The organism is Lentilactobacillus sp. Marseille-Q4993 (assembly GCF_951230165.1).
Taxonomy (GTDB): domain Bacteria; phylum Bacillota; class Bacilli; order Lactobacillales; family Lactobacillaceae; genus Lentilactobacillus.
Genome location: NZ_CATNVB010000022.1, coordinates 1 through 26,960, shown reverse-complemented (window position 1 = coordinate 26,960; position 26,960 = coordinate 1). Strand labels below are relative to the sequence as shown.

Sequence of the window (26,960 nt, the reverse complement as noted above, 5' to 3'; positions counted from 1 at the left end):
CTGAGGACCATTATTCATGGTTCTCAGTTACTGTTGGTTGTGCGGGGGTTGGACGACGAAAGCATCTTCGTATGCTTTCTGTCCCACTCCCATCTCTTGCATAAATCTACTTATTTTTGCTTTTCAATCTTAGTTTTACCGTGCATATATGGAACTAGCACATCTGGAACCGTAACAGTTCCATCTTCATTCTGGTAGTTTTCCAAAATAGCGGCCACAGTTCTCCCAACTGCCAAACCAGATCCATTCAACGTATGAATGTATTGAAGTTTGCCATTCTCATCCCGATACTGAATATGCGCTCTACGGGCCTGGAAATCAGTCGTATTTGAACAACTTGAAATTTCCCGATACTTATCCTGGCCTGGTAACCAAACCTCTAGATCGTGAGTCATGGCAGCAGTGAAACTCATATCACCAGTAGTCAACGTGATGACATGGTATGCAAGCCCTAATTTTTGAAGCAATGATTCAGCTTGATGAGTCAGTTCCTCAAGGGCATCCCATGATTGTTCTGGCTTAGTGAACTTAACCATTTCCACCTTATTAAATTGGTGAAGTCTAATCAAACCACGAGTATCCTTACCCGCACTACCTGCTTCTGATCTAAATGCAGGTGATAAGGCAGTTACTGAGATTGGTAATTGGTCCTCAGGCAATACTTCATCACGATAGTAGTTAACTAGGGGTACCTCTGCGGTTGGAATCAAGGTTAGTTCCTTATCGCCATCAAATGTTTCGTAACCGGCTTTAGTTTCCTTGAACTTAGGAAATTGACCAGTCCCGTACATTGAAGCCTCATTAACCATGTACGGAGTAATCATTTCCCGATAACCGGCTTCTGAATTCTGGTCGAGGTAGAAATTGTAAACAGCCCGCTCGAGCAATGCACCATCCCCAACGTAGTAAACAAACCGACTACCAGAAACCTTTGATGCCCGTTCAAAATCAAGAATTCCAAGGTCTTCGCCAATTTCAAAGTGTTGCTTTGGTTGAAAATCAAAGCTTGGAATGTCGCCAACCTTACGTAGTTCAACGGCCCCTTCTTCTGTCAAACCAACTGGAACATCATCAGCCGGAATGTTTGGCAAGTGGGCTGCCAGATTGTTTTGATCAACTTCAACTTGACGTAACTTTTCATCAAGTTCCTTGATCTTACCAGCTACTTCTTGCATCTTTTTGATAGCTGGGGTCGCATCTTCTTTGTTCCGCTTAAGGGTTCCGATTTGTTCAGATGCTTCGTTCTTCTCTGCTTTCAATGTTTCGGACTCAACAATCAAATCGCGACGCTTTTCATCAAACTGAAGCAATTCATCAATCGTTTCTGGTTTGACCCCTCTAGTTGCTAACTTATCCTTAATAAAATCTGGATTTTGTCTAATCTTCTTGATATCTAACATTTTGTAACCTCCTGAGTATATAAAAAGGACCCCTCGTCTATGGGACGAAGGATCCTTTTTTCGCGGTACCACCCAAATTCTTGCCGACTAAAACTAGTCAACAAGCACTTTAGTATGGTAACGGCATACAACCGTGCAGCATTACCTGCCCGTATTCATGTGCTGGAATTTTCGATAACAGCTCCCACCACCGCTGTCTCTCTGAAATCTACTTTGTAGGCACTAACGTTTTCTACTAAATCAGATTATAGCTAAAAACCAAGCTAACTGCAATTGGTTAAATAGCTAAATCAGAAATTTTTTGATCAATCATCGAAATAACCGTTTTCCGATCAGCTTCATTTTCAACGAAATCGTACTTATCACCATTTATTTGAATCTTTGGTGATTTGTCGTAATTTTGGTACCACTTCTCATAACGGTGATTCAAATCACGATAGTATTCATATAGGCTAGGATCCGCATCAATTTGTTCATACGGACGTCCCCGTTTCTTAATTCTTTCAAGCATCGTATCAAATGAAATATTGATATGAATAAGCAAATCAGGATTCTTGCTGTGCTCGTTTGATGGCATTTCCTGCATCATATTTTGCAACAATGAATCGTAAATTTGAACTTCCGTATCCGTTGATCGACCTAAATCAGCATTCAAATGAAAAAGCAGGGAGTCTTCAAAGATTGACCGATCCATCACGCTTTGGCCGTCTTTCCATGCTCGTTTAATATCATCCATTCTTCGATTCAAAAAATCAATTTGAAGTAGAAAAGCATACTTCTTCGGATTCTCATAGAAGAGTGGCAAAATTTTATTATTATCGACAGACTCGTAATATGCAGGTGTTTCTAGATGCTTTGAGAGCATCTGAGTAAGTGACGTTTTACCTGCACCAATGGTTCCAGCTAGTACTAGCATTAATATAGTTCCCCTTAATCGTTTATAAAATTAACACAACATATTGTACCGATTAAGCGAACAATTATCAACATATTGTGTGAATTAATTAAGGTTGTCAATATCGATGACTTGGATGTTATCCATACCACCGTAAGCTTCGAACCAAGGAGTAGCTGTCTGGTTCAAAATTTCGGTAAAGCCATTAACATTTCTGGTTCCCTTATGATTTAACCAATCAATAAGGGCATCCTTACCATCACGAATGTAGATATCAACACTTTCAAGCCAAGTTGCCCGACCACTAAGCACACCTGAGAACGGCACATGAGCGTCACCGGCTAACTTTAATTCTTTTTGGAACACATCAGTAGGAACCCCGGCACTTAAGAAGATAAATGGTCTGGTTGCAGCTGCACCTAGTTCAACCAAATACTTCTCTGCTTCAGCTTCAGTATAAACACCATCATCACGGTCTGGATTCCATTCCTTAATGTAACTAGGGTTAAATGGCACTTCCATTTTCAGAACATCAATGTGGTACTTATCTTGGGTGAATTCCTTCATTGACTCAAGCACCAATTGTGGCTTTTCCTTAGCAAACTCGGCTGAGTCACTCGCATACTTATCGTCATAAGTAACAATCTCAAAGAACGTTGGTACTTGGGCAGCCAACGCTTCAGTCCCAAACCGTTCCGCAAAAGCCTTCTTCTGATCGTTGATTTCGTCTTTATCATTTGGATTATAGTAAATCAAAACTTTAAGCGCATCCGCTCCATTTTCGACCATAATTTGAGCTGATTGTTCTGGGATCAATGATGGCAAACGTCCCTCTTCATTTGCATCATAACCGGTTTTTTCATATGACATAATTAGGCCAGTCTTTGGATCCTTAGCTTTGATCCCCTTGAAGCCCATTTCTTCATCAAGCAAAACTGCCGATGTGTGTGGACTTAATACACCAGTGACAGCTTCCTTAAAATCATAAACCATCTTCATCGAGAACAGTTTCCCATAATCTTCAGATGCCTTCTTCATTGCCTTAACAAGAGAACCACGTTGATCTAGCGCTAATGCATCAATGACCCCCTTGTCATTTGTAAGTTTCTCCATCCGGTCAAACTTTCCCTTTGATAAATATTTTGTCATTTTATATCCACCTCTAAGTTTAATATACCAATTGCAATCAATTGTAACCAATGAATATCAAAAATGCAAAGTGAAAGTCTTTTACATTAGCCTTGTGAAAGATTTTTTTCAAAAATAAAAAGGCCTAACATATTAGTTAGACCAATTTAGATTACTTATTTAATTTAGATAAATCCTGTTCCTCTTCAGAAGGACTTACGTCAACCTCGTCCAATGGAATCACCTTTGTGTGGTGCTTTAGTTTGTAAACTACATAGAGAATAACAACAAGTGGCACACTCATATAGGTAACTAAGATTTGCTTCCATTCGAAGTGAACAAACGAGCTTGGATCCTGACCGATGATAACAAGAATACAAAGAATCAAACAAAGAATTGGTCCGAATGGGAACCACTTTGCGTGATACTTGAGTTCCTTCAAATCATGTCCCTGCTTGATGAACGCCTTCCTAAATCGGTAATGAGAAATGGCGATTCCGAACCAAGCAATAAAGCCTGTAAGGCCAGATGCAGCGACTAGCCAAAGGTAGATTTGAGGGCCAGCAATACTTGAAATAAACGTCAATAAGGCAACAGCCGTGGTTACCAACAATGAGTTGTAAGGAATTCCGTTTGAGGCTGTCTTGCCAAGCACCTTTGGAGCGTAACCAGTATTAGCCAATGAGTAAAGCATTCTGGTTGATGCGTACATCCCTGAGTTCGCTGAGGAAATCACTGATGTTAAGATAACCGCATTCATAACACTAGCTGCAGCTGCTAAACCAGCTCGTTGAAATACCAACGTAAATGGACTGATTGCAATATCGCTAGCGTCTGAGCCAAGTAGTGAATGACTAGTATATGGCAAAATAGCAGCAATCACAGCAATAGCTAAGATATAGAATAGAATAATTCGCCAGAACACTTCATTGATAGCCTTTGGCACACTATGTGATGGATCTTGTGATTCACCGGCAGTAATTCCGACCAATTCGGTTCCTTGGAATGAAAATCCAGCAACAACGAACACTGAGATAATTGGCGGAATCCCACCAGCAAACGGCGCGTCCTTAATCGTAAAATTCTTAAGCCCGATGAAGTGACCACCCATAATTCCAAAAATCGTTAGAATCCCTACTGCTAAGAAGATGATGATCGTAACCACCTTGATCAATGACATCCAGAATTCCGTTTCACCAAACGTCCTAACTGACATTGCGTTGATCAAGAAAATCAGCAGTAACGCCGCTCCACTCCAAATCCATGACGGAACGTCTGGCAGCCAAAACTTCATAACGAGGGCAACGGTACTAACATCAACCGCAACGGTAATTGCCCAGTTGAACCAGTAATTCCATCCCATTGCGAAACCTAAGGCGGGGTCAACGTACTTTGCTGAGTAAGCAGCAAACGAACCTGAAATTGGCATATTAGTTGCCATTTCACCCAAACTTGTCATCAGAAAATATACCATGGTACCCATCAATGCATATGCAACCAACGCCCCGCCGGGACCCGCCGTGCTAACCGCAGACCCACTAGCAACAAACAATCCAGTTCCAATACATCCGCCAAGAGCGATCATTGATACATGCCGGGACTTTAGCCCCCGCTTAACCTGATCGTTATTTACATCTTCATCCATAAAAAATTCTCCTTACTTTTCAAAGCAAACTAGCTTTTCAAAGAAAAAACAAATCCCTCTCCAAAAATAGTAATTGAAGAGGGGGCATTGTTTTAATCTCTTAATAGCACTCCGTGGAATTCCACGACAGTCCTTAGCTTATTGAGCTAAGCCCCAACAGAACTCCCTAAAGGAGAGAGTCCCATTTCGGCGTCGACCCCTTTCAAATCTAATCACAGCTTCCTTCAAGCTCCTAGACTCTACTATTGGCAAACGCGCCTCTACTTCGAATATATTTAATTTTACTGATAGAGTGTACTCTATTCTGACTAATTTGACAAATCAAATCTCTTAAACCCGATTAAACCGCAATTTAAACTGGATTTCATTTTTCCCAGTAAATTGATTAAGATAATGACCATTTTTTTCAAATCCCAGGTCAGAAAGTAGACCAATTGAACGAAAATTATTTTCAAAAACACTGGAAATAACACTTTTGATTTTCGTTTTGTCTCGTAATATCAAAAAAACTTTTTTTAAAGCAACCTTAGCAAAGCCATTTTCCCACCATTTTGGGTCAATAAAGTAGCTGAGTTCGACTTCCTCATCATTTTCCTGCATATCAATTCCAATCGTTGGCGCCAAAATCACGCTACCAATCACTTCGCCTTGCATAACAACTGCAAATGCCATCGTTTCACTCAACTGATGGGCAAAGGAGGTTTCTGATATCGTAAAATTACTCATATTTGTATATCCCAACGGCTCGGCAACTCGTTTATCTTGAATAATTCGATTATAAGTTGCCAAATCATCGATAGTTAATCGGCGAATAGCAATATCCTCATTATTTTTGGGTTCCATCAAAGATTGTCCTTTCCACGATCGCTTTTATGGCCTTTATTTGAACAAAAAAAGCCGGTAATAACCGACTCCCACTTTTAAGCAATTGAATTTCTAACAAATCTAAACTGTTGTAACCACCGAGCAACCGTTGGGTATAACATCTCACTCAGTTGAAGCCAAGTATAGGAAATCAATCCGGCTCCAATCGTATCCGTTGGATAGTGAGCATTGAGATATACTCGTGACATCATTACCAGCGCTACCACGATAACAATCAGTACTCTGATTAAAATCCTGATACTTAGGTTTTGGACGATTGGTACCACAATGACCCAAACCATTGCGAGGACCAAGAAGATTCCCAAAACATGACCACTAGGAAAACTATACCCATCATCCGCTGCTAAATGAAGTGGTGGCCGATGACGTTTAATTATATTTTTAATAATAAACCCAACGATATCACCACCAAAAAGGGTGCAAATCGCGAACAACGCAGGAATCTTATACTTGAAACCCCAAAGGAAAAATGCCAACACTAATATCCAAAAAATATCCATCTTCGGACTAGCCAAAAACGAAATAATCGTGTAGAATCTTTCGCCCCCAGCTGAAAGTTTACCTTGAATCCCAGAAGTCACTAATGAATCTAAAAATTGCAAATACGCAAAATTAAATGACACAGACACTGTAACGAATGTCGCTAATATGAAGCTAACAATGAACTTAGCGAGACGGTTTTTATCAGGCTGTATCAGCGTAACGTCATTACTATACATTATTAAACAATCCTCTCTTACTGTCTGCCATCAAGTATAGCATAATTTTCAGCGGACTCTTGCCTACCAATTTTATTTTAAAACTTTTAAATATTTCTTAGTTAGAGTATACTCGCAAGGGTTTTATATATTTAATTCAGGAGTGAAGAAATTGATACATTTTGCATTCATTATGGTCTTAATCGGCTTATTTGCTGGAATCGCTGGTGCCATCCTTGGAATTGGTGGTGGAATGATTATCACCCCCATTTTGACCCTCGTAATGGGCGTGGACATCAAGTATGCGATTGGAGCCAGCATCATTGCCGTTATCGCGACCAGTTCAGGGTCAACGATTGCCTACTTGAAGGATCAAGTCCTTAATCTTCGGGTAGCAATGTTTCTAGAAATTGCCACCACTGTCGGAGCTCTGGCAGGAGCTTTATTAACTGGGATTCTTAACCCAAAGTTTCTATACTTTTTGTTTGGAGCTCTCCTATTATTCTCGGCATACAATTCAATCAGGAAACTTAGAAGTAAGCAAGAAGTCCTTCATAGAGCTGATCCTGACCGATTAGCTGAAAAGTTCAACCTGGATAGTTCGTACTACGACAAAGCAACTAAGCAAACTGTCGACTATCAAGTTGAAAACATCCCTGGCGGCCTCTCAGTTATGTTTGGAGCCGGAATCGCTAGTGGTTTGTTAGGAATTGGTTCTGGGGCATTCAAAGTGATCGCCATGGACACCGTCATGAAAATGCCCCTCAAGGCATCTACCTCGACTAGTAACTTAATGATGGGGGTTACCGCCGCTGCTTCCGCTACGGTTTACTACTTTAACGGTTCCATCAAACCCCACATTGCTGTTCCTTTGGCCCTTGGCATTCTTGTAGGTGCAACCATCGGTTCTCGAATCATGCAGCGAATGACTGCCAAAACAATTAGAATTATTTTTATCCCAATCCTTTTCTATATTGGAATCGAAATGTTTATGAAGGGGCTGAGATAATATGAACGATAAGCAAAAAAACGTATCTGAAGAAATGAACGACGTTGAGATGATTATCGGCAAGATTCTTAGAATTGGAGTTATCATTTCCGCTGTTGTTATGGGAATTGGGCTGATTTTGCTGTTTGTAACCCAAACAACTGGTTATCCAGCTAACACCTTTCCCGATACATTTAGAAGTATCTTTACAGGAACCATTGCCCTTAAGCCATACGCAATTATGATGTTTGGGGTGTTCCTGTTAATTCTTACCCCTATTTTACGAGTAGTCGTTTCGATCTACTCCTTCTGGGTTGAGGGTGACAAACTATATGTCATCATTACAACCATTGTTCTTGTGATCCTGGCAATCAGTTTTGTGTTTGGAATTGTGACAAGATAGTTTCCAACAGCTAAAAAGCCTCAATGCTAATTTCCATAGTGGAATTAGGATTGAGGCCTTTTTCTTATCAACCTTTCCTAAGTGGTTGGAACATAACTAATAACATCGAAAAATTCACTAATTATTGTTCTTGCTGGGGCACTAAGACGAAATCAAAGATTTCTGTAGTGCTCCCTATCTCACGGTAACGTCACCATCAGTTGTTCCAAATTTATAACTAATGTTTGCCTTACCATTTTTATAGGTACTTCTCGAACTACCAAAGATTGAGCTATCTCCATCGGTGACATCCGTACTGATTGATAAATTTTTCTTATCCTTAACCGTCACGTCAACATCACCATCTGATGTGTCGCCGGTTAGCGACTTCTTGATATCCAAATTATCAAAAGTGATATCGCCATCACTGGTCTCCGCACTTAGTTTAACAAATCTCGAATCACTTATATCAACGTCACCGTCTGATGTGGAAAGTGAACTAGCTGATTTATCAAACTTAGAATCTCGAATCTGCATATCCCCATCAGAGCTATCAACTGAGATGAATGGTGCTTCAACTCTTGAAAAATCAATATCTGAGTCGGAATCTACTTTCAATCCCCGTTGTAACTTAACGTTATCAAGAGTCAGCCCATCATTATGATCAACCGAAATCCGATTTAAGTTTAGGTTTTGGACCGTCAGTGTTTCACTTGTAGAACTATCAATCACTTTCAAGTCATTCTTCTTAGGAATATAAATCGTGATTGGTGTATCTTCATCATCATCGGACCACATAAACCCAAAGCTGTGAGCCCCCATCATCGTTGCATCAATGGCCAGCACTTTAGAAGTCTTATCATACTTTACCTTTGCGCTGTCCTGGTAATGAACCTTAACGTCGCTACCGTTATATTTTTTGACCGTAACATCCTCAGTGGTTGCCAACTTGAGTTGTTTAACCATCCCAAAATGTTTGTCAACAACTTTAGAATTATCAACTTCAAAGCCACCATTATGCCAACCAACATTCTTATTACCACCCTTTGCGTAGCCGATTCCAAACAAAAGGGTGCCCAAGAAAATCATTACGATTCCAGTTATAAACGTCTTTTTCATTTGTGATCAGCCCTCTTTTCTGCCTTGTTTTTAGTAACCGTTTTCGAATATACCCACTTAAAGAATACCGACATCCAGTGAAATATCAGTTCGATAAACCATTTTGCGACTGGAATGGCAATAACAAATATTCCCAGAATCAATAAGCCAAGGCCAAGGTAGTAAACACCAGTCCAAGTTGACGACGCAATCACCGCAACACCCGCAAACAACATCATAACTGCAGCGAACAAGAAACCAAAAATTACCCCAACAATTCCAACTACCATTGCTCCACTAACTGCCACGGCGACACCGCCAAAGGCAAATAATACAATTGCCATCGGGATCGTAATCGGAGTTGATAAAATCGCTAAAACAATCAACCAAATTGTTTTCACGTCATTCTTGGGCTTGTCTACCCGTGATCCCGTCGCAGTCTGAGCTTTCTGGTCCCCTTCCTTAATGGAATAATCTGCCAATATCTTTCGAGCAACTTGCTTTGGGGTTCCTAGCTCATCGACGGCCTGCTCATAAGTGGTAAAACCACCATCTTGCAAATACTCCGAATAAAAATCTAGTACTTCATCTAGTTCAGCTCCTGATAGTTGACTAAGATGGCCCTTTAACGTTTCTAAATACTCATTCACTTAAATCACTTCCTTCAATTAATTTATCGATCTGACTTTTAAATTCGGTCCACTCACTTCTGATTTCCTGTAGCTTATCTTTACCCTCATCAGTAATTTTGTAATACCTACGATTACGCCCTTGGTAGGGTTCATCATAAGTGGTCAAATAATTATTCTTCTTTAATCGTCGTAGAACTGGATACATTGTGGACTCTGATACTGGTACATACTCCTGAACTTTTTGCGTAAGCGCGTAGCCATAGTAATCTCCACCAGTCAGTATTCCCAAAACACTTCCGTCTAACAATTCCGACGTCATTTGAATCGCCATATTTTCACCTCCACAATATTATATGTTATATAATATCATTCAACAAACACATAATACATAGTTTTCAAATTCCCGTCAAGCAAAAAAACAAAAAAACTGCTCACCCGTCTTTTATGACAAGTAAGCAGTTATTAGAAATTAAATTATTGGTTTGGAACCCGTAATTTTCCGAACCCGTTTTTCAACCTTTAAACATAGTTCAGCAACGATAAAACCGAGTGCAATTGAACCAGCTATCCATATCACTTGAGCTAAAAAATCAAATGCAACGTTATAGTTGCCTAACGCAAAGTTTTTGATGGCGTTATAAGCTTGACCACCTGGCACTAATGGAACCAGTCCTGGTACGTCAAAGAGGATTGCTGGCATCTTTTTAAATCGTGCCACTACAATTGACACCAGACCAACGGATAACCCACCAAAGAAGTTAGCTGAAGCAAGGCCACCGAAGTTCTGCAGAATCGTAAAGTAGACTAGCCAACCGATAACTCCGTTGATTCCAGCCGCATTTAATGCTTTATGGGGAAGATTGATAATCAGGCCAAAACCCACAGCTGATAAATACACGCATATAATTTTGATAATAAATATCCACATATCGTTTCCTCACATGAAGTGCAAGACGATTGCAACGCCAAATCCAAGGGCCCCAGCACTGATCAAGGCTTCAATGCCTCGAGCTGGACCACTGATTAGGTTACCTGATAGGGCATCCCTAACCGAATTAGTTACCGGAATCCCAGGTACCAATGGCATCAACGATCCCACAATTACATCATCCACTTTTGTACCCAATCCAAATCGGACCACCAGTACAGCTAACACAGCAATGACAATTGCCGCCACAAATTCACTAAGAACCCGAACTCGGATGTATTTGCTGAGTAAATAATATACCAACCAGCCAAGCATCCCAACAATCCCCGTGATAATCACATCTTTTAGGTTGTTTCTGAAAACTAACACCAACGGGCCAGATATCATTGCCGCTCCAAGCATTTGGAGCCAAAGCGGAAATTTAGCAACTAAATCATCAATATGAACTAAATTATCGTGGAAATCCTCAATTGAAATACTCTTAGCCGCAAACTGCCGTGAAAGTTGATTAACCTTCGCAATCTTTTCCATATCAAACTCTCGTTTTTCAATCGGCGTCACCTGAGCACCAATATTTCGTGAACCTGACATTATTATTCCGGTAATTGTAATGTACGCCTTTGCGTCCTCCATACCTGCATTTTTGGCAATTCGCTTGATTGTATCATCAACTCTAGTCATTTCTGAGCCACTCTCAATCATAATCTTACCCGCAAGAACACACGTATCGATGACGCACTGCTCATACTCAATTGAAACGTTTTCCATAATTTACCTCAAACTAACCAATGTCTTCACCCTGGTCATAGATGATATCTTCATCCTTACCACGCTGAGCTTCAGCTTGGATGGTGGAATGACAAACGTGGTATTTCTTCTTCAAAATTCGATCAATTTCACTATAAATTGGTTCTGCTTCACTAATCTTCATATCATAAAGGTTTACATGGGCCGAGAAAACAATATTATTTTCATCAATTTGCCATGCATGCACATGATGGACGTTCAACACCCCATCGATTTGCATCAAATCACGCTTAATACCGCGGTAGTCAATTGCAGGAGCTCCTTCCATTAGGATTCCATTGGTCTGTCTAATAATTGGAAGTGACTCGTAAGCAATATATACCGCCACAAGAATTGTAACGATTGGGTCAACTAGCGTCCAATTGAAGAGTTCTATCAGCACTCCGCCGATTATAATCGCTACTGACGACAATGCATCACTCATTATATGAAGATACGTTGCCTTCATATTTAGATTGTTCTTAGATCCGCGGTTTAATAAATATGCTGAAACTCCGTTCGCTACCAGACCAATCACCGCAACTGCCAACATTAGTGGCCCGTTGATTGGCTCTGGGTGTGATAGTCGCTGCACCGCTTCGATCACCAAAAAAGCACAAATGATTACTAACGCAATCGAATTAAGAAAAGCCGTAATTATTTGAGCTCGTTTGTAACCGTACGTATTTCGTGCATCTTGCCGTTTAGTACTTAGAACGTTAGCTACGTAACTAAATACGATTGAAAGGCTATCCCCCAAGTTGTGAAACGCATCAGAAATAAGTGACAGACTTCCAGATAGAATTCCGCCAACAAATTCAGCAACCGTAATTGCAACGTTCAACACCGTCACCGCAAAAAACTTCTTCCCAGTCATTTGACCACTTTCGTGAGTATGTCCTTCTGCCAAAATTACACCCCCTTTGTCCCATTATTATCTCATTAGTCTGAACGAAATAAAAGGCCAGCTCAAACATTACGTTTAAGCTGGTCCTTGAGAAGAGAAGTTGCCGATAGGTTTTATCAAATTACACTTCGTTTATACTCGAAAACTGACCTAATTTTAAAATTAGGTACTCAAAGTGCTTTAATGCACGTTGAAACTCTTCAGTGTCATCTTACTTCTGCAATCTAACATTATACAAACGATAACTTACCTAATCTGACAATCAAAATGGCAACTTCTCAACCCAATTTTAGAATATCATTGACCTGTTGAATTAACAATAGATTTGCCTATTCAACCATACGCCAATTACCCTCATCAGCCTTAGAAATCTGATTTAGGAAATGCAAAATGCTCTTCGCTCTGGTCTCATTATGTTCATTCATCAAATTAATTCCATTACCGGTGATGATTGGTTGGCTAAGGCTGAAGTTACCATCGTTATTTTCGCCAGTTGCAAACGCGACAACCGTGTTGCCATCATCAATTTTAGTAATGATAAAAAACAAGCTGAAATCATCGCCATCTTTCATGTAAGCAGGCATTGCCCACACTCCATCAGCAATTTGAATTAACTCTTCATTTTCATAGCGGTAATCACGATGATTTTTGTCCGTAATTTCTTGATCAAGGACAAACATCATTTTGCCAAACTCAGGATCACCAATTTGAATATTATCTTCCATGAAATATCTCCGTTCTTTTTTACTTCATTTTAAATGAAACCACATTTAGGGGGAAGATATCAACCCCGACTCGGACTCCGCCATGTTCCTGAGCCTAATCCCATAATGGTCTTTACAGCTGGAATAAACGTGACGACTATCGTTAATGGATTTACGATCCAATAAAACATCATATAGAGAGGAGCAAAGAACCAATACTTCAGCTTTTCGCCTTTAAAGTCCATGATCAGAGCCGTTAATAATTGCAAACTACCAGCAATTATCTCTGAAGTAATCATTACGAACGAAAAACCAAGGTTACTGATAAATTGCTCATTCTGCCCGGTTGCTAGTAAGTATCCCATCATAGCCAGGTACAATACAGTGGAAATTACATAAAAGAATGACCAAATCACCGACAGAGTCGAATCCACAAACATCGTAACTTGGTAACGGTTTTTGATTGGATGGAGAATAAACGACAGCATGTTAGTCATCCAAACTTCCGTCCCACCTTTAGCCCATCGACTTCTTTGGCGAAAAAGTTCGCCAATCGTTTCTGGAACCACCATATGAAATTTAATATCCGGCGCAAATTTCGGTACCATCCCGTTGATTTGGTGATCCCAGGCAATGCTAATATCTTCGGTTGCCCGGTTTTGCCTAAATCCCCCAACGTTCAACAATGCACTCTTTCTATACATCGTATTCGCACCACTATATGCGTACATTGAATTATTGATGGCACTTTGGCTCCGTTTAATAATTCCCACAATACTTGAAAACTCAACTGTCTGTGACTTACCTAGCATCGTTGACCTATTAAAAACATCCATGTTAGCTGTCACCGCAGCTGTATTAATATCTTCGTCGTGAACAAAGTAATTCATATACTTCATCAACGCATGTGGTTCCGGTAGGGTATCTGCATCATTGCTAAGAATATATTCACCCTTGGCAAAAAACATCCCTATATTAAACGCATGAGCCTTCCCCTTATTGTCTTCAACCTTTATTGTCCGTAAGTTGGGGTAAATTCCCTGCAATTCACTGAGAATCTTTTCGGTATCATCCGTTGAACCATCATCCATAATAAGCAACTCGTAATTCTGATAATTAATTTCGGTTTCGAGGTACTCAATCGTCCGGCGAATCATTATCTCTTCATTATGGGCCGGAATCATTATGGTGATCATTGGTTGGTCTGCTTGAGCTAATTCAACAAAATCCAGTTCCTCTTTTTTACCAAAGAATTGATACATTAACGCGCCCCAAAACCAAAAAAGGGCACCAACAATTGGATATAGACTAAGAATTAGCAATAACCAACCTAATACTCCCATATTCAAATTCATTTTCTGCCCTCCAAACTAGCATCTTTAACAATCCTTTGAAGTTCATCATCTAAAATATTCTGACTAGGCCGAACTCGATAATGTTTAATATTTGTTCTAAATTCATCGTTCCCAAATTTTTGATCAGCAAATTGACTAAGCTTATTTTTTATTTCTTCTTGGTTCTGGGGGTCAAATGTCGGCCACACCTCCAAGATTCGCTTCTTCCGCCGTCTTTGAATCATCGCCATCGAAATTGAGAAAAAGCCGACCATAATAAAAATTGATACCAATAAAATAATTAGGGCTTCAAAAAACGTAATTAATTCATGAAAGGGAATTCGAAGGGTTCCAAAATCAAGCTCTCCCTGGTTGACAATCACAATAATAATGCCAACCGGAATCAAGACAGATAACCAGCCAACAATGGCAATAGCAGTTTCCTTCATTTTTACAACCAAATGACCCGGTTCAAAAAAGTCATCAGTAAAGTTATTATCAGTTAATTTATTTTTCTGAATATCCATTATCTCTCCAAACCAACCACATTCATTTTAGCTTTAAGGTTAAACTTTCGAACTCGAACTTTTCTATCCACAAAAACAGAGTCTCCAATTTCTGTCTGAGAAAGTAAAACACTAATTTGATTATCCAAAAAATATGACTGCCACTGAAGTGGAACCTCATCACTCGTAAACTCAGGCTTTTGAGCAGCAAATTTAATGTAATCAGTATAGGCAATCTTAGCTCCAATCGAACTAAGGCTATTGTCAGGAGCAGTGACTAAATTATTACTAATTAAAAAACCCAGTTTCTGCGCCTTGTTTGAATGCCTTCTTAGGAGCCACCACTTAGCGTTGATATTGCCACCACGAGTCAAGGGATCAAATTCAAGAATTACCTTTCTATTATTGGTAAACTTCGCCAACCCATTGATAAAAAATTCAAACTCTCGATCAGTTACCTGACGGACACTCATTTTTAGGACAACCGGACTCTTATCATTAACGTCTTGACTTAACTCCTGATTTACTAATCGATAATAATCACTTAATGACAAATTCTCGGTAAATTCCGTGCTGGTATTATCAACCCCACCAGGGGAGCTAATTATTCCAATCTTTCCAATCAATTCATCGGTTGGGGTATATTCAGGTTCAAGGCTCAACTTCCTCCGGCTTACATTGAAATTGCTAGTACTTTTGCCTAGTTTTGCCGTCCAACCATAATAGAAAATCATCGTAAAAACCGACAGTCCCGATACCCCTAAAGTCACTATCGTGAGGGTCTGAATGTAGTTATCAAACATTGTGCAATTAGCTCCGTTTCATAATATGATAGTTGTAAAAATTTTGACAGTTGTAAAACACATAAAGAAAATTATATCCTGTCCACCTACAAAGTCAATATCAGAATTATTACAGGATAGTTTCATTTATAAAGTCGATTTTTTGAAAGCGTACCCGATATTATTAAGTGGGCATTTCCTCAACATCTTGATAATGTCAGTGTTTGGAGGGGATAGTATCTTATAAGATTATTATCTTTTTCACAATCATCATCTAGTTTATCAACTCGACATTTGAATAACTATTTATTTATAATTAGCAAAAAGTGAAGCGTAAAAAGTTCGTGGCACAGAAAACAAAAAAGTAACGATAAATTTCAAGAAAATGAAATTTATCGCTACTTTTATTAGATTTACCTAGTTATGTCCCAACCACTTAGGCTTGTATTAAGCTTTCACATACTCACGAACTCTGGTTGAAGCCATTTTTTGCATGTGGTGATACATGTGATCACCAATCATCTGCAAACCAACAGGTTCAAACCCTTTTCGTTCATATAGTTTTTGTGCATTTGGATTTTCGAAATCGACGTTCAATCCAACCACACCCTTACCATCGTTCATTGCCAACTCACTCACGTGGTCTAGCAATTTCGAACCAACTCCGTGGCCCTGATAGTCAGGATGAACAGCAATAGAATCGAGATACCATTCATCAAAATTAGTTTCCGATTCTGCTTCAAATGGTTGTTTGAAATCAGCACTTTTCTTTGAAATATCATATAGAACTTTATTAATTGCATCCTCATTCTCACTCGGGTATCCAAACAGGACCCCGATAACTTGGCCATCGGCCTCGGCCACCACGGTAATTGCCTTACCACCCAAATACGCATCGGTTTGGTAAGCTCTCGTGATGACCTTGGCTAATCCAGGTTCTGAAACGTCATCCAATTCATTAAGTTCCATCTCATCAAAGATAATATCCATTAACGGCGCTATCTGACCAGCGTCATCCTGTTGTGCTTCTCTTACGGTTATCAAAAAAATCCTCCTAGTTGTACTTTCGTTTAGTTACAAACTAGAATACCGAAAAAAGGAATTTATGTCAAAACTGGTGACCATCGTTTCAGAAAATTGTTTTCCTATTGGTTCTTATCAACCTCATCCTCACTCTTCTGAACCCTTTGAATATCATCAAGTTCATTTCTGATTTGCCCCAAAATCTCGATTTCCAACTTTTGTATCTCTAAGGTATGGGGTAACTGATTCTGAGTCAGGTTATCAAGCTTTGAGTGCAAAATTCTCAATTCATGTTCTGACTTTAAATTTACGTGATAGTCATTCTCTGAATTCATTCGATCTCGGTCAGCAGCTCTGTTCTGACTCATCATAATGATTGGAGCTTGAATAGCAGCAATACAACTTAACGCTAAATTAAGCAAAATAAATGGAAATGGATCAAATTTCACTCCAAATAACTGCATCCCATTTATAACCATCCAAGCAACTAGCACAAACGTAAATATCCCAATAAATCCCCAGCTACCACCAAATCGGGCAACCGCGTCAGAAACCCGTTGGCCAACCGTTAAGCTCTTATTCAAAGTGTCATTAACATCAATAATGTCATAGTCATCCGACTGCATTGCCTTCGTTAGTCTCCGACTAATCTTCTTGGATTGTTTCATATCAGTGTTGATCAGTGAGTCCACCCTGAGCAATTGATACTTCAACAGGTGATGATCACAAATAAAATCAGTCACTTTTGCGGTAGGATAATCCGCCTTAATAAGATTTCTAGTTGCCGGTTCGAGTTCTCTCAACAGTCGCCCTTCATCTAGGGGGTGCTTTGCATTATCGACGATACAAATTTCATAGTTTTCTGTCTCTTGCATACTTTTGTCCTCCAAAATTAAAAAAGCCTCACTGACATTATATCAGTGAAGCTTTCGTTTGAATTATTAATTAACGTTAGGTGGTACGACTAAACACAGAGTTACTCTGTGAGGGAATCGATAAAGATTACCCTAGTCCCCAAATGATTATGCCTTAACTAAATCAGCCTTTGCTTCTGACAAGGCAGCTTTCAACGCCTGAACGTGTTTTTCTACTTCCTCGGTGTTTTCTGTATTCACCCATGCAAGTACAGATAAGTTAGCTTCGATCTCAGCAATAATTTTTTGAATCGTCTGTTCCGATTCCCCATTGGTAGACATATTTAGTCTCCTCCTCTAATTTGATACCGCTATCATACCCGATAAATCAAGAATTCTCAAGTCAAATGGCTTATTTTCATCAAATTGTAATTTATAAAAACAATAACTAACAAATTATAGTTGGCCCATAGGGTTACAACTTTTAAATATGAGCAAAACTCTAATCAATAATTGCTTTCATGTCCTCAGGAATTGGAGCTACAAACGACCGTTTTTCATTAGTAAACGGATCATCGAAAGCTAGCTCCTTGGCATGTAAAGCCTGCCGGTTGATTCCTAAATCAAGTGGGCCAGAGTACAACTCATCACCCAGAACAGGGTGACCAATAGCTGCAAAGTGAACCCGAATTTGATGAGTTCTGCCAGTATGAAGGATGACCCTAACAGTTGTCCACATATCTGTCTGCTCCTCGACCCAATACTCTGTATCCGCACTTTTACCGCCATCAGATATCATTTGTCCAAAGCCATCAGGATCTTTAGCAATTGGTTTATCAATATGGGCATGCTTATCTAGACCGTTGCCACTGACAATCGCAAAGTATTCCTTATGAATCAGTTTCTTATCACTAAGTTCATTTGCCAAACTATTTGCAAATCTGTGCTTCGCGACTAAAACTAGCCCACTAGTGAACCGGTCTAACCTAGTAATAATATGTGGAACCAAATTAACTTCACCGTTTCTCTGCCAATGTCCCTTAATTCGATTAACTAAGGTATCCTCACGATTGGCTGGACCGGGAACAACCGTCAACCCAGCGGGTTTATCAAATATTAACCAATTGCTATCCTCATACACAACCGAAATTGGCTGATCACTTACCGCCACGTTCGGATCTGATTGTTCATCGGGAAAACTAACGCCAACAACTGCCCCCTCGTTAAGTTTCGCCGCTGGATCAGCTTGGTTGCCATCCACAAAAATTCGATTACCAGCATCTTTGAGTCCACGGTACATTCGATGGCTAATACCGCGACTATTCAAAAACGCCTTCAAATTTTCTGGATCGTTTTCATTTCTAGTAAATTCAAATTGCATCTTATTCTCCTAGTTTCTTTTCAAACATAAGTAAGTCCGTAGCCCTTATCCCGTTTTCGTAAATTGGCAAGTCATACTTCAGAAAGAATCCCCGCTTTACGAAAACATCTTCAAACCCTCGGTTGTGATAGAACTCAATGTTTTGCAGGCTGGAATTATCCGTGCCAACAGTAATCGTTGAGTTTCCTCTCTCAAATGCCCATTTTTCCACAAGTCTAATAGCAGTAGTAGCGACTCCTTGGCCCTGATATCTGGGATCAACCGCTAGATTTTTAATTTCAATTTTATTGGTGCCTTCTTGAACGACTACAATTACCCCAACAATTTTATCATCTTTTCGAATTGAAAATAAGGTACCATCAGTTAGATAATCACTTACAACTTTTTTATCTGGATCCGCTAGCAGCAAATAACTCATTAGTAATTCAGTTGCCTGTTTTTCAACGTGAATAGTAATCATAAAAACAACACCAAAAATAAATTTAGATTGTGAACAACCAATTTGAATATGGTCAAACTATGTGTCCGTAAACGGATATCCTTGTGAATAAAAATTCACATTAAAAAAACCGTGAATGCTTTATCTTGACAGTGTATCCCACTTGGATAAAATAAGTAGTACATGATGATTGTGAATCATCAAACTATATTTTAGAGGAGATAACACCATGAAAATTGCCGTAATCGGATGTACCCACGCAGGAACGTTTGCCATTAAAACTATCTTAGCAGAACACCCAGACGCTGAGGTAACAGTCTATGAAAAGAATGATAATATTTCATTTCTTTCTTGTGGAATCGCCCTTTATCTCGGGGGAGAGGTAAAGGATCCTCAAGGCCTATTTTACTCCAGTCCAGAGGAGCTAAAGCAACTCGGCGCTACCGTTAAAATGCAACATTCAGTTGAAAACGTTGATAACACCAACAAGAAGATCACCGTTAAAAATCTTGCGGACGGAACCGAATTCGAAGATTCTTATGACAAGCTGATTGCTACTTCAGGTTCGTGGCCAGTTATCCCTCCAATTAAAGGGGTAGACAACCCTAACGTTTATCTTTGCAAGAACTACAATCACGCGCAAGCTCTATTTAGCAAGGCTGCTGGTGCAAAACGAATTATCGTTATCGGTGCCGGTTATATCGGCGCTGAATTGGCTGAAGCCTACAGCAAGACCGATTATGAAGTCACTTTGATTGATGGCGCTGATCGCATCATGAGTAAATATTTCGACAAAGAGTTTACTGATGTCATTGAAGAAGATTTCCAAAAGAATGGAGTTACTCTTGGGCTTGGTGAAACAGTTCAAGAAATTTCAGGAACTGACACAACAACCGTAACCACTAACAAAAATAGTTACGAAGCTGATTTAGTTATCCTATGTGTTGGTTTCAGACCTAACACCGACTTATTTAAGGGCAAACTAGATATGGAAAAGAATGGTGCTTTAATCACCAACGATTATATGCAAACTTCTGATCCAGATATCTTCGGAGCTGGTGACAGTGTTGCCGTTCACTACAACCCAACTCATAGCTTGGCTTATATTCCATTGGCAACCAACGCCGTTCGTCAAGGAATCCTGGTTGGGAAGAATATTGAAAAACCAACCGTTAAGTACATGGGAACCCAATCATCATCTGGTTTGATGCTTTACGACCGAACAGCAGTTGCGACAGGGTTGACTCTCGAAGCGGCTAAAGCTCAAGGAATCAACGCCGATCAAGTTATCGTTCACGATAATTACCGACCAGAGTTCATGCCTTCAACTGAGCCAGTTATTATGTCACTAGTGTTTGATAAAGATAGTCGAAAGATTCTGGGTGGCGCTTTAATGAGTATGTATGATGTTTCTCAGTCAGCAAACACCCTATCTGTATGTATTCAAAATGAGAACACTATCGATGATTTAGCAATGGTTGATATGCTATTCCAACCACAGTTTGACCGACCATTTAATTATCTCAACATCTTAGCTCAAGCTGCTCAGGAAAAGGCTTCAAAGTAGTTTGTGATTATTTTCGTAAAAATATTTTGTGATTACTTGCGTAACACGATATAATAAAAGTGCATCGTGATGAGATCTTTTTCAACCACATGAAAAATCTTTGAGATGCATCCCCATCAATCTCATGGTTGGTGGGTTTTTTGATAAGAATAATTAACGGGGGAATAAAGATGGCAGACAACTTTATTATTACAACAACAGAAAAGATTCCTGGACAGGAATACGAAATCATCGGTGAAGTTTTCGGTTTAACTACTCAATCAAAAAACTTAGTCCGAAACATTGGGGCCGGATTAAAAAATATTGTCGGTGGTGAAATCAAAGATTACACCGATATGCTGGATAACGCTCGAAACGAAGCAGTTGATCGCCTGAAGGCCAACGCCAAGGAAATGGGTGGCGATGCCGTGGTAATGATGCGATTTGATTCGGGATCGATTGGAACTGATATGCAATCAGTTGCGGCGTATGGTACGGCGGTGAAGTTTAAGTAAGAGTGAGTGAGCCACAGCGGTACTTTTCGAGCATTAAATTTAAAAGGATTAGCGAGCAAACATCGTGCGCGGTAATCCTTTTTATTTAAGCAAGGAAAGTGCTGTGGTGAACTGTCCTAGATAGTGAGTGAACCACAGCGGTACTTTTCGAGCATTAAATTTAAAAGGATTAGCGAGCAAACGCAGTGCGCGGTAATTCTTTTGATTTAAGCGAGGAAAGTGCTGTGGTGAGCTGTCCTAGTGAGCGACTTCCCACTAGAATCCTCAAGCACCAAATTAAGAAATGTCAGCGAGCAAACGTAGTGCGATGCAAAACTCAATCACTACGATCAATATTCACAAAAAAGTCATTTGGACGGGGTCCAAATGACTTTTTTTATATCTTATCAAGCGCCTGCTTTAAGTCCGCAATCAAATCATCTGCATTCTCAATTCCAACCGATACTCGAATCAAGTCTGGGGTCACCCCCGCAGCCTCAAGTTCTTCATCGTTCAGTTGGGCATGAGTCGTCGACGCTGGGTGAATAATCAATGACTTGGCATCCGCCACGTTTGCTAATAATGAAAACAGATTTAAATTCTCAATTAGTTTCTTACCCGCTTCTTCGCCACCGGTTAGCCCCAAAGTGAAGATTGAGCCAACTCCCTTTGGAAAGTACTTTTCGGCTAGTTTATGGTACTTACTACTCTTCAAACCAGGGTAGTTGATCCAAGCAACCTTAGGATGGTTATCTAAGAATTCAACAATCTTCTTGGTATTTTCAACATGGCGTTCAACCCTTAACGATAAGGATTCGAGTCCTTGTAATAATAAGAATGAGTTGAACGGACTGATCGTAGCACCCAAGTCTCGTAATGATTCAGCTCTTACCTTAGTGGTAAACGCTGCCTCTCCAAGATCTCCAAAAACTAACCCATTATATTGAGCGTTAGGCTCAGTAAATCCTGGGTAACGACCACTTGCCTGCCAGTCAAAATCCCCCTTCTCAACGATAACGCCACCCATCGTAGTTCCGTGGCCACCGATAAACTTCGTGGCTGAGTGAACGACGACATCTGCACCATGGTCAAGTGGCTTCACCAAGTAAGGTGTTCCGAACGTGTTATCAACAATCAAAATCAACCCGTGGCGATGAGCTACATCAGCAATTACCTCAAAGTCCACCAAATTAATTCCAGGATTACCAATGCTTTCAACGTAAAGTGCCTTCGTCTTATCGTTGATTTCTTTTTCAAAGTTCTCAGGTTCATCTGGATCAACGAAATGAGTCTTAATTCCCAGTCTTGGTAATGTTACGTTGAACAGGTCGAAGGTTCCCCCATACAAAGTACTTGCAGAAACGATTTCGTCACCCTTACCAGCAACGTTTAGGATTGCAGAAACGATTGCAGCTGAACCAGTAGCAAGGGTTACCCCTGCAGTTCCGTTTTCCAGCGCTGCCACTCGTTTATCAACAACATCAGTAGTTGGGTTAGTTAATCGAGTGTAAATGTTACCTGGATCAGTTAGGGCAAATCTTCCAGCCGCTTGTTCTGGACTATCAAATACATATGAGGTGGTCTGATAGATTGGAACTGCTCTGGCTCCAGTTTCGTCAACGGTTTGGCCTGCGTGGACCTGAAGGGTTTCAAACTGATAATTTTCTTCTGTCATCTGTAATTACCTCTTTCGTGTTTTTTATTAAATTTATCCAATTGTTATAAAGTTGTAGGCTAGTTGTTCGCCATGAATAGTCGATTTGTTCTTCGTCATTTCCGACAAAGTAGTTTTCCGGTTTGTTGATTTTGATTCCTTTATTTAAGTCCCGGTGGTACTCAAGTAAAAGTGTTTCTGCTGTGTACTCAGGATGCCCAGTAAAGAACGTTTCTTGACTATCGTCATCTCGAAGAATAATTGGGCCAGTCTGTTCAGAGCTCGCCACAACCTTGACCCCTTCAATTGGGCTGCTACAGACTGCGGCGGTATTTCTTGACTGAGGCATTTTAAAGTTACCGCCAAGACCGTTAAGAAGTGGTGAGGTAACATCGACTTTATCCGGACCATAAATTCCAAACAGTTTGTTTGGCAGCTGTCGTTTTTCAACCCCAAATTCTAAGAATAATTCTGCTTGAGCTGCCCAACATTCATACAATCTTTCGGTAACATGAGTTTCTGCCCAATCAAAGATTTGCTTTAACTCCTGAATATAGTCAACTCGGCTAAATGCTAAGGTTTCGACTGGTGCTCCAGTAGTAATCATCCCATCAAAGTGCTCGTTACAGACATCATCTAGGCAACAATAACATCGTTCAATATCTTCCTTTGACACCGTCTTGAAGTGATGAGTTCTTGGGTACAAAAAAGTAAGTTCAACATCCCTATCCATAAAATCAAAAGTTGATAAAAATTGGCGTTCAGTCGTCCGTTTTGTCGGCATTAGATTCAACACCAATATTGATAATGGATCCTTTAAATTGTTGTTCTGCCACTTACCATCTGCTGCTAACAATCCGTTCTTTGCGTTTGCTGTCATATTAATCAACTCCTATTTTTATAAAATAAAAAAGCTTCCGCCACATAGCCATTTCTGACTAAGGGACGAAAGCTTCGTGATGCCACCCTGATTTGTTGTCACTTCGCAGCAACAACCTCGACAAGCTCTCTGTTGGGAAAACTCCGCAATGTATCGGTTGCCACCGGTTTGACTAGCCTTACGACCGCCAAACTGACTCAGAGCTCATCTTCACATCTCCTCGAGTTGCCCCTCTCACCACTTCAAGGCTCTCTGTCTTACTCATTTCGATGTTACTCTTCTCATCTACGTCTAATTAATTTTTAAGTTAAATCCAATTATACGAATAGCTACGCGAAAGTCAATAGCATTTTCAAAAAATAATTTTATGAAAATTTCCCTTCTCAGCGTTATCATTTAGAGACTAAGACTTTTCAGGAGGAGTCAGCATGGATGAAATTCTTATTGGCCTTTTCGCGTTTTTAGGCGGAGCGGCTCGCTTAGGCCTTGATAATTTAATTCCCAATTCATCGTTCCCATTTGCTACAATCACCATCAATGTAATTGGTTGTTTTATTCTTGCACTTATCAACTCTTCGCTAGCAGTATCTCAGCGATTTCCTGCCCAACTCACCCTCGCCCTTGGGACCGGGATGATTGGTGCTTTCACCACGTTTTCATCATTTTCAGTTGAAATTATAAAGTTAGTTTCTAACCACCAAATTTTTACTGCCATTATTTACTTAGTTAGTAGCTTGGCCGTTGGATTGCTGTTTGCATTATTAGGTTCAAAACTTGGTAACAAAATTACCCTCACCAGAAAGCGAGGGCAATAAAATGAACTATTTATTGGCTGGTTTAGGGGCCGCAGTTGGTGCTATTGCCCGCTATGACATAACCAAATTAATCAACCAGCACAAGATGACCGGTTTTCCAATTGCCACGCTGGTAATCAACATCATTGGGGCATTCTTTCTTGGCCTCTTTACCAATTTGCTAACGGGAAGTCCAAATTGGAGCGTCTTTTTAGGCGTCGGGATTTGCGGTGGCTTTACCACGTTTTCTACCATGATCAATGAATGTCTCGGCCTACTAAAAGAGCAAAAAATTCGGATGGTTAGCTGGTACCTAATCCTGACGATTGGTTTAGGAGTTGGCGCGGCTACTCTGGGTTTTCTGCTTTAACATGAACCTTAGTATCGATGTACCATCGCAACCATATTCCAGCGTACGAATTGATAAGCTCTAAGTATTCGTCTCCCAAAATTTCGCCATTGAAGCACATAAATTCATAAGGGACTTTCCCCCTCGGTAATCACAAAATCAGTCTCTTCAAACCCGTTCTTTAGGTAAAACTGCTTTCTTTTAAGACGCTGCTCATAATTGGGGGCGTCTTTTTTGACCTCTTCTAGCATCAAACCAATTCGATTGGTGGAGTATCGTTGCTTGATCGCCGTCAGTGTTTGGCTACCATATCCTCGTGACTGCTGATTTTCGTCGATTGCCAGGAAGAAAACGTAAGTAATGTCGTTCTTTGTTACGCAGTATGTTAAACCAATCCAAATATCATCGTCATAAACTCCAAGAAACTCAGCCTGGTCTTGCTTACTTCGCAACAATAAAAACCACATTGGAATTCGCTCTTCCTTTGGGAACGCCGTTAGATACAGCTGCTTAGTTGCAGAAAAATCAGCCGAATGACGGTCAATCGGTTTTAAATTTACGGTCATAAGGTCCTCCTAGTCATTTTAAATAATCATCTCATGAACGACGCCCTAAGTCACTTTTTCAGTTCAAACTGCATAACAACGGGATTGTGATCTGAGTGGGCAAACTTAAGATTTTTCACCCTAATTGAATCAGCCCTTACGTTATCCGAAATCATAAAACCGTCAGCGAACGAAACATAGGTTTTCCCCTGCTTGTATGGAATATTATTGTTTCTAACTGATGGGATGCCTGCAGCTTTCAAACCCTTGGTAACCAGATGAAAGTGATTAGGAATCTGCTGAATTGGGAATGGATGCGTCCAACTCAACCGTTTGCTAGTAGTGTGAAAAAGCTTAGGACTATCCTGGAGCATATCATGGTTATAATCACCACCAACCATTACGTAATTACCCTTATCATATTCACTCGTCATTTGATTAAACAGCTTATTCAATTGGGCCTTTTGTACTGCTCGGTTCTTGGTAAACGCTGACAAATGAACGTTGATTACAGCCAACTGCTTACCGTTATTAACCGGAATATGCGTAACTGAAATTGCTCGATCCAAATCAAAAAACTTACTGAAATTAGTATCAATTGGTAGTTTGTACCGAGTGCTGTCGTTAATTTTGGTTTTAGCTATTGTGACGATTCCGGACTTAGCTTTACCAATTGGGTGCGTTATTGGATAAAACAGGTAGGCCGAATCGTAATTCTGGGCAAACACACTCGAATACGTTGGCAAATGAGTTTGTAACCACTTAACCTCATTAACGTGATGCGACCGATCGCCATCCGTATCAACTTCCTGAAACAGAGCAATATCAGGATTTTCACTTTTAACTGCATCAACAAAGCCATTTATATCGTCCTTAACCGTTTGCTTGCTGAACGCCCGCGAATAATAGCCACCGTCCATAAAAAACGTGTAGTTGTGAGGATAGGCACCGTAACCAACGTTAAATGTCATTGCCTTATACTTTGTTCCTGGTTTTAAAACTCGGTCCGTCTCATTCTTAGGACTAAGTTGAATATTATCTGGTAGTCGGTGATAGCTAAGGTAAACGTACCCAACATATCCAGCTACAATCATCAGAAATACTACCAACAACCACAGTATCCACTTGGCCAATCGCTTCATGTTCCGCCCCTCTTTCATAATTCAATGATATCAAAAAGAGGCCGGGACATAAGTCCCGCCAATAAATAAACTGGATCATATTTTTCATGACTTTTTGAAAAATATGATCCAGTTTTTCTTTTATCAGTAAAAAATAAGAAAAATTAGCCATCATCAAGGCC

The 26,960-nt window shown here is 40.1% G+C and carries 32 protein-coding genes and 1 riboswitch; of the genes, 6 read left to right on the top strand and 26 right to left on the bottom strand.

Going from position 1 to position 26,960, the window contains the following annotated elements:
- Window positions 1-110 precede the first annotated feature (110 nt).
- The 6 genes from serS to QOW94_RS07680 form a co-directional block, all read right to left on the bottom strand.
- Window positions 111-1,400, bottom strand: a complete 1,290-nt coding sequence (serS, locus tag QOW94_RS07705; protein WP_283679787.1) for a serine--tRNA ligase — start codon at window positions 1,398-1,400, stop codon at window positions 111-113.
- A 277-nt stretch (window positions 1,401-1,677) separates the two neighbouring features.
- A complete protein-coding gene (locus QOW94_RS07700) occupies window positions 1,678-2,316 on the bottom strand; it encodes a deoxynucleoside kinase (protein WP_283679786.1) in 639 nt (212 codons plus the stop codon).
- Window positions 2,317-2,400: 84 nt separating this feature from the next.
- Window positions 2,401-3,444: a tagatose 1,6-diphosphate aldolase gene (locus tag QOW94_RS07695; RefSeq protein WP_283679785.1), complete on the bottom strand. Its 1,044-nt coding sequence runs from the start codon at window positions 3,442-3,444 to the stop codon at window positions 2,401-2,403.
- Between the two features lie 151 nt (window positions 3,445-3,595).
- Window positions 3,596-5,068 (bottom strand): amino acid permease, encoded by a 1,473-nt coding sequence (locus tag QOW94_RS07690; RefSeq protein ID WP_283679783.1) that lies wholly within the window; start codon window positions 5,066-5,068, stop codon window positions 3,596-3,598.
- A gap of 96 nt (window positions 5,069-5,164) precedes the next feature.
- Window positions 5,165-5,339, bottom strand: a riboswitch (Lysine riboswitch).
- A gap of 59 nt (window positions 5,340-5,398) precedes the next feature.
- Window positions 5,399-5,911, bottom strand: coding sequence for a GNAT family N-acetyltransferase (locus QOW94_RS07685; RefSeq protein ID WP_283679782.1), 513 nt, complete (start codon window positions 5,909-5,911; stop codon window positions 5,399-5,401).
- 77 nt (window positions 5,912-5,988) lie between these two features.
- Complete coding sequence (locus tag QOW94_RS07680) at window positions 5,989-6,672, bottom strand: phosphatase PAP2 family protein (RefSeq protein ID WP_283679780.1); 684 nt, start codon at window positions 6,670-6,672, stop codon at window positions 5,989-5,991.
- 172 nt (window positions 6,673-6,844) lie between these two features.
- Here QOW94_RS07680 and QOW94_RS07675 point away from each other — a divergent pair, with 172 nt between their 5' ends.
- On the top strand, window positions 6,845-7,660 hold the full coding sequence (locus tag QOW94_RS07675) for a sulfite exporter TauE/SafE family protein (protein ID WP_502867259.1): 816 nt from the start codon (window positions 6,845-6,847) through the stop codon (window positions 7,658-7,660).
- 1 nt (window position 7,661) lies between these two features.
- On the top strand, window positions 7,662-8,042 hold the full coding sequence (locus tag QOW94_RS07670) for a DUF1634 domain-containing protein (RefSeq protein ID WP_283679778.1): 381 nt from the start codon (window positions 7,662-7,664) through the stop codon (window positions 8,040-8,042).
- A gap of 174 nt (window positions 8,043-8,216) precedes the next feature.
- Here QOW94_RS07670 and QOW94_RS07665 read toward each other — a convergent pair whose 3' ends face one another.
- The 15 genes from QOW94_RS07665 to QOW94_RS07595 form a co-directional block, all read right to left on the bottom strand.
- Window positions 8,217-9,140, bottom strand: coding sequence for a DUF4097 family beta strand repeat-containing protein (locus tag QOW94_RS07665; protein ID WP_283679777.1), 924 nt, complete (start codon window positions 9,138-9,140; stop codon window positions 8,217-8,219).
- Complete coding sequence (locus QOW94_RS07660) at window positions 9,137-9,769, bottom strand: DUF1700 domain-containing protein (RefSeq protein ID WP_283679775.1); 633 nt, start codon at window positions 9,767-9,769, stop codon at window positions 9,137-9,139. The genes QOW94_RS07665 and QOW94_RS07660 overlap by 4 nt, the downstream gene beginning before the upstream one ends.
- Window positions 9,762-10,082, bottom strand: coding sequence for a PadR family transcriptional regulator (locus QOW94_RS07655; protein WP_283679774.1), 321 nt, complete (start codon window positions 10,080-10,082; stop codon window positions 9,762-9,764). The genes QOW94_RS07660 and QOW94_RS07655 overlap by 8 nt, the downstream gene beginning before the upstream one ends.
- 138 nt (window positions 10,083-10,220) lie before the next feature.
- Window positions 10,221-10,679, bottom strand: coding sequence for a threonine/serine exporter family protein (locus QOW94_RS07650; RefSeq protein ID WP_283679773.1), 459 nt, complete (start codon window positions 10,677-10,679; stop codon window positions 10,221-10,223).
- A 9-nt stretch (window positions 10,680-10,688) separates the two neighbouring features.
- Window positions 10,689-11,447 carry a threonine/serine exporter family protein gene (locus tag QOW94_RS07645; RefSeq protein WP_283679772.1) on the bottom strand — a complete coding sequence of 253 codons (759 nt, stop codon included), beginning with the start codon at window positions 11,445-11,447 and terminating at the stop codon, window positions 10,689-10,691.
- Window positions 11,448-11,460: 13 nt separating this feature from the next.
- Entirely contained in the window at window positions 11,461-12,342 is an 882-nt protein-coding gene (locus QOW94_RS07640; protein ID WP_283679797.1) for a cation diffusion facilitator family transporter, read from the bottom strand.
- Between the two features lie 359 nt (window positions 12,343-12,701).
- Window positions 12,702-13,097: a hypothetical protein gene (locus QOW94_RS07635; protein ID WP_283679771.1), complete on the bottom strand. Its 396-nt coding sequence runs from the start codon at window positions 13,095-13,097 to the stop codon at window positions 12,702-12,704.
- 59 nt (window positions 13,098-13,156) lie between these two features.
- Window positions 13,157-14,431 (bottom strand): glycosyltransferase family 2 protein, encoded by a 1,275-nt coding sequence (locus tag QOW94_RS07630; protein WP_283679770.1) that lies wholly within the window; start codon window positions 14,429-14,431, stop codon window positions 13,157-13,159.
- Window positions 14,428-14,937, bottom strand: coding sequence for a hypothetical protein (locus QOW94_RS07625; RefSeq protein ID WP_283679769.1), 510 nt, complete (start codon window positions 14,935-14,937; stop codon window positions 14,428-14,430). The genes QOW94_RS07630 and QOW94_RS07625 overlap by 4 nt, the downstream gene beginning before the upstream one ends.
- The gene (locus tag QOW94_RS07620; RefSeq protein WP_283679768.1) at window positions 14,937-15,719 is read right to left on the bottom strand and encodes a hypothetical protein; all 783 of its coding nucleotides are present in this window, start codon (window positions 15,717-15,719) and stop codon (window positions 14,937-14,939) included. The genes QOW94_RS07625 and QOW94_RS07620 overlap by 1 nt, the downstream gene beginning before the upstream one ends.
- 426 nt (window positions 15,720-16,145) lie before the next feature.
- Entirely contained in the window at window positions 16,146-16,742 is a 597-nt protein-coding gene (locus QOW94_RS07615; RefSeq protein ID WP_283679766.1) for a GNAT family N-acetyltransferase, read from the bottom strand.
- Between the two features lie 101 nt (window positions 16,743-16,843).
- Window positions 16,844-17,596, bottom strand: a complete 753-nt coding sequence (locus QOW94_RS07610; RefSeq protein ID WP_283679765.1) for a DUF1003 domain-containing protein — start codon at window positions 17,594-17,596, stop codon at window positions 16,844-16,846.
- A gap of 147 nt (window positions 17,597-17,743) precedes the next feature.
- Entirely contained in the window at window positions 17,744-17,917 is a 174-nt protein-coding gene (locus QOW94_RS07605) for a hypothetical protein (protein WP_283679764.1), read from the bottom strand.
- Between the two features lie 160 nt (window positions 17,918-18,077).
- Window positions 18,078-18,956, bottom strand: coding sequence for an RluA family pseudouridine synthase (locus QOW94_RS07600; RefSeq protein WP_283679763.1), 879 nt, complete (start codon window positions 18,954-18,956; stop codon window positions 18,078-18,080).
- A gap of 1 nt (window position 18,957) precedes the next feature.
- A complete protein-coding gene (locus tag QOW94_RS07595) occupies window positions 18,958-19,416 on the bottom strand; it encodes a GNAT family N-acetyltransferase (protein ID WP_283679762.1) in 459 nt (152 codons plus the stop codon).
- A gap of 208 nt (window positions 19,417-19,624) precedes the next feature.
- Between QOW94_RS07595 and QOW94_RS07590 the strand changes: the two genes are divergently transcribed.
- Window positions 19,625-20,962 (top strand): FAD-dependent oxidoreductase, encoded by a 1,338-nt coding sequence (locus QOW94_RS07590; RefSeq protein WP_283679760.1) that lies wholly within the window; start codon window positions 19,625-19,627, stop codon window positions 20,960-20,962.
- Between the two features lie 170 nt (window positions 20,963-21,132).
- Complete coding sequence (locus QOW94_RS07585) at window positions 21,133-21,456, top strand: heavy metal-binding domain-containing protein (protein WP_283679759.1); 324 nt, start codon at window positions 21,133-21,135, stop codon at window positions 21,454-21,456.
- Between the two features lie 376 nt (window positions 21,457-21,832).
- On the opposite strand, the gene QOW94_RS07580 is transcribed toward QOW94_RS07585, so the two are convergent.
- Both QOW94_RS07580 and QOW94_RS07575 read right to left on the bottom strand, forming a co-directional pair.
- Complete coding sequence (locus QOW94_RS07580; RefSeq protein ID WP_283679757.1) at window positions 21,833-23,110, bottom strand: O-acetylhomoserine aminocarboxypropyltransferase/cysteine synthase family protein; 1,278 nt, start codon at window positions 23,108-23,110, stop codon at window positions 21,833-21,835.
- The gene (locus tag QOW94_RS07575; RefSeq protein ID WP_283679756.1) at window positions 23,085-23,969 is read right to left on the bottom strand and encodes a homoserine O-acetyltransferase/O-succinyltransferase family protein; all 885 of its coding nucleotides are present in this window, start codon (window positions 23,967-23,969) and stop codon (window positions 23,085-23,087) included. Before QOW94_RS07575 ends, QOW94_RS07580 begins: the two co-directional genes overlap by 26 nt.
- Window positions 23,970-24,397: 428 nt before the next feature.
- Here QOW94_RS07575 and QOW94_RS07570 point away from each other — a divergent pair, with 428 nt between their 5' ends.
- Window positions 24,398-24,784, top strand: a complete 387-nt coding sequence (locus tag QOW94_RS07570) for a fluoride efflux transporter FluC (protein WP_283679755.1) — start codon at window positions 24,398-24,400, stop codon at window positions 24,782-24,784.
- A gap of 1 nt (window position 24,785) precedes the next feature.
- Complete coding sequence (gene crcB / locus QOW94_RS07565; RefSeq protein WP_283679754.1) at window positions 24,786-25,133, top strand: fluoride efflux transporter CrcB; 348 nt, start codon at window positions 24,786-24,788, stop codon at window positions 25,131-25,133.
- Between the two features lie 104 nt (window positions 25,134-25,237).
- Here the strand turns inward: crcB and QOW94_RS07560 are convergent, their stop codons facing one another.
- The 3 genes from QOW94_RS07560 to QOW94_RS07550 form a co-directional block, all read right to left on the bottom strand.
- Complete coding sequence (locus tag QOW94_RS07560) at window positions 25,238-25,678, bottom strand: GNAT family N-acetyltransferase (protein WP_283679753.1); 441 nt, start codon at window positions 25,676-25,678, stop codon at window positions 25,238-25,240.
- A 50-nt stretch (window positions 25,679-25,728) separates the two neighbouring features.
- Window positions 25,729-26,799 carry an endonuclease/exonuclease/phosphatase family protein gene (locus QOW94_RS07555; RefSeq protein ID WP_283679752.1) on the bottom strand — a complete coding sequence of 357 codons (1,071 nt, stop codon included), beginning with the start codon at window positions 26,797-26,799 and terminating at the stop codon, window positions 25,729-25,731.
- Window positions 26,714-26,960, bottom strand: a 247-nt coding sequence (locus QOW94_RS07550) for a hypothetical protein (protein ID WP_283679751.1), incomplete at its 5' end; no start/stop codon positions are given. The genes QOW94_RS07550 and QOW94_RS07555, both read right to left, overlap by 86 nt.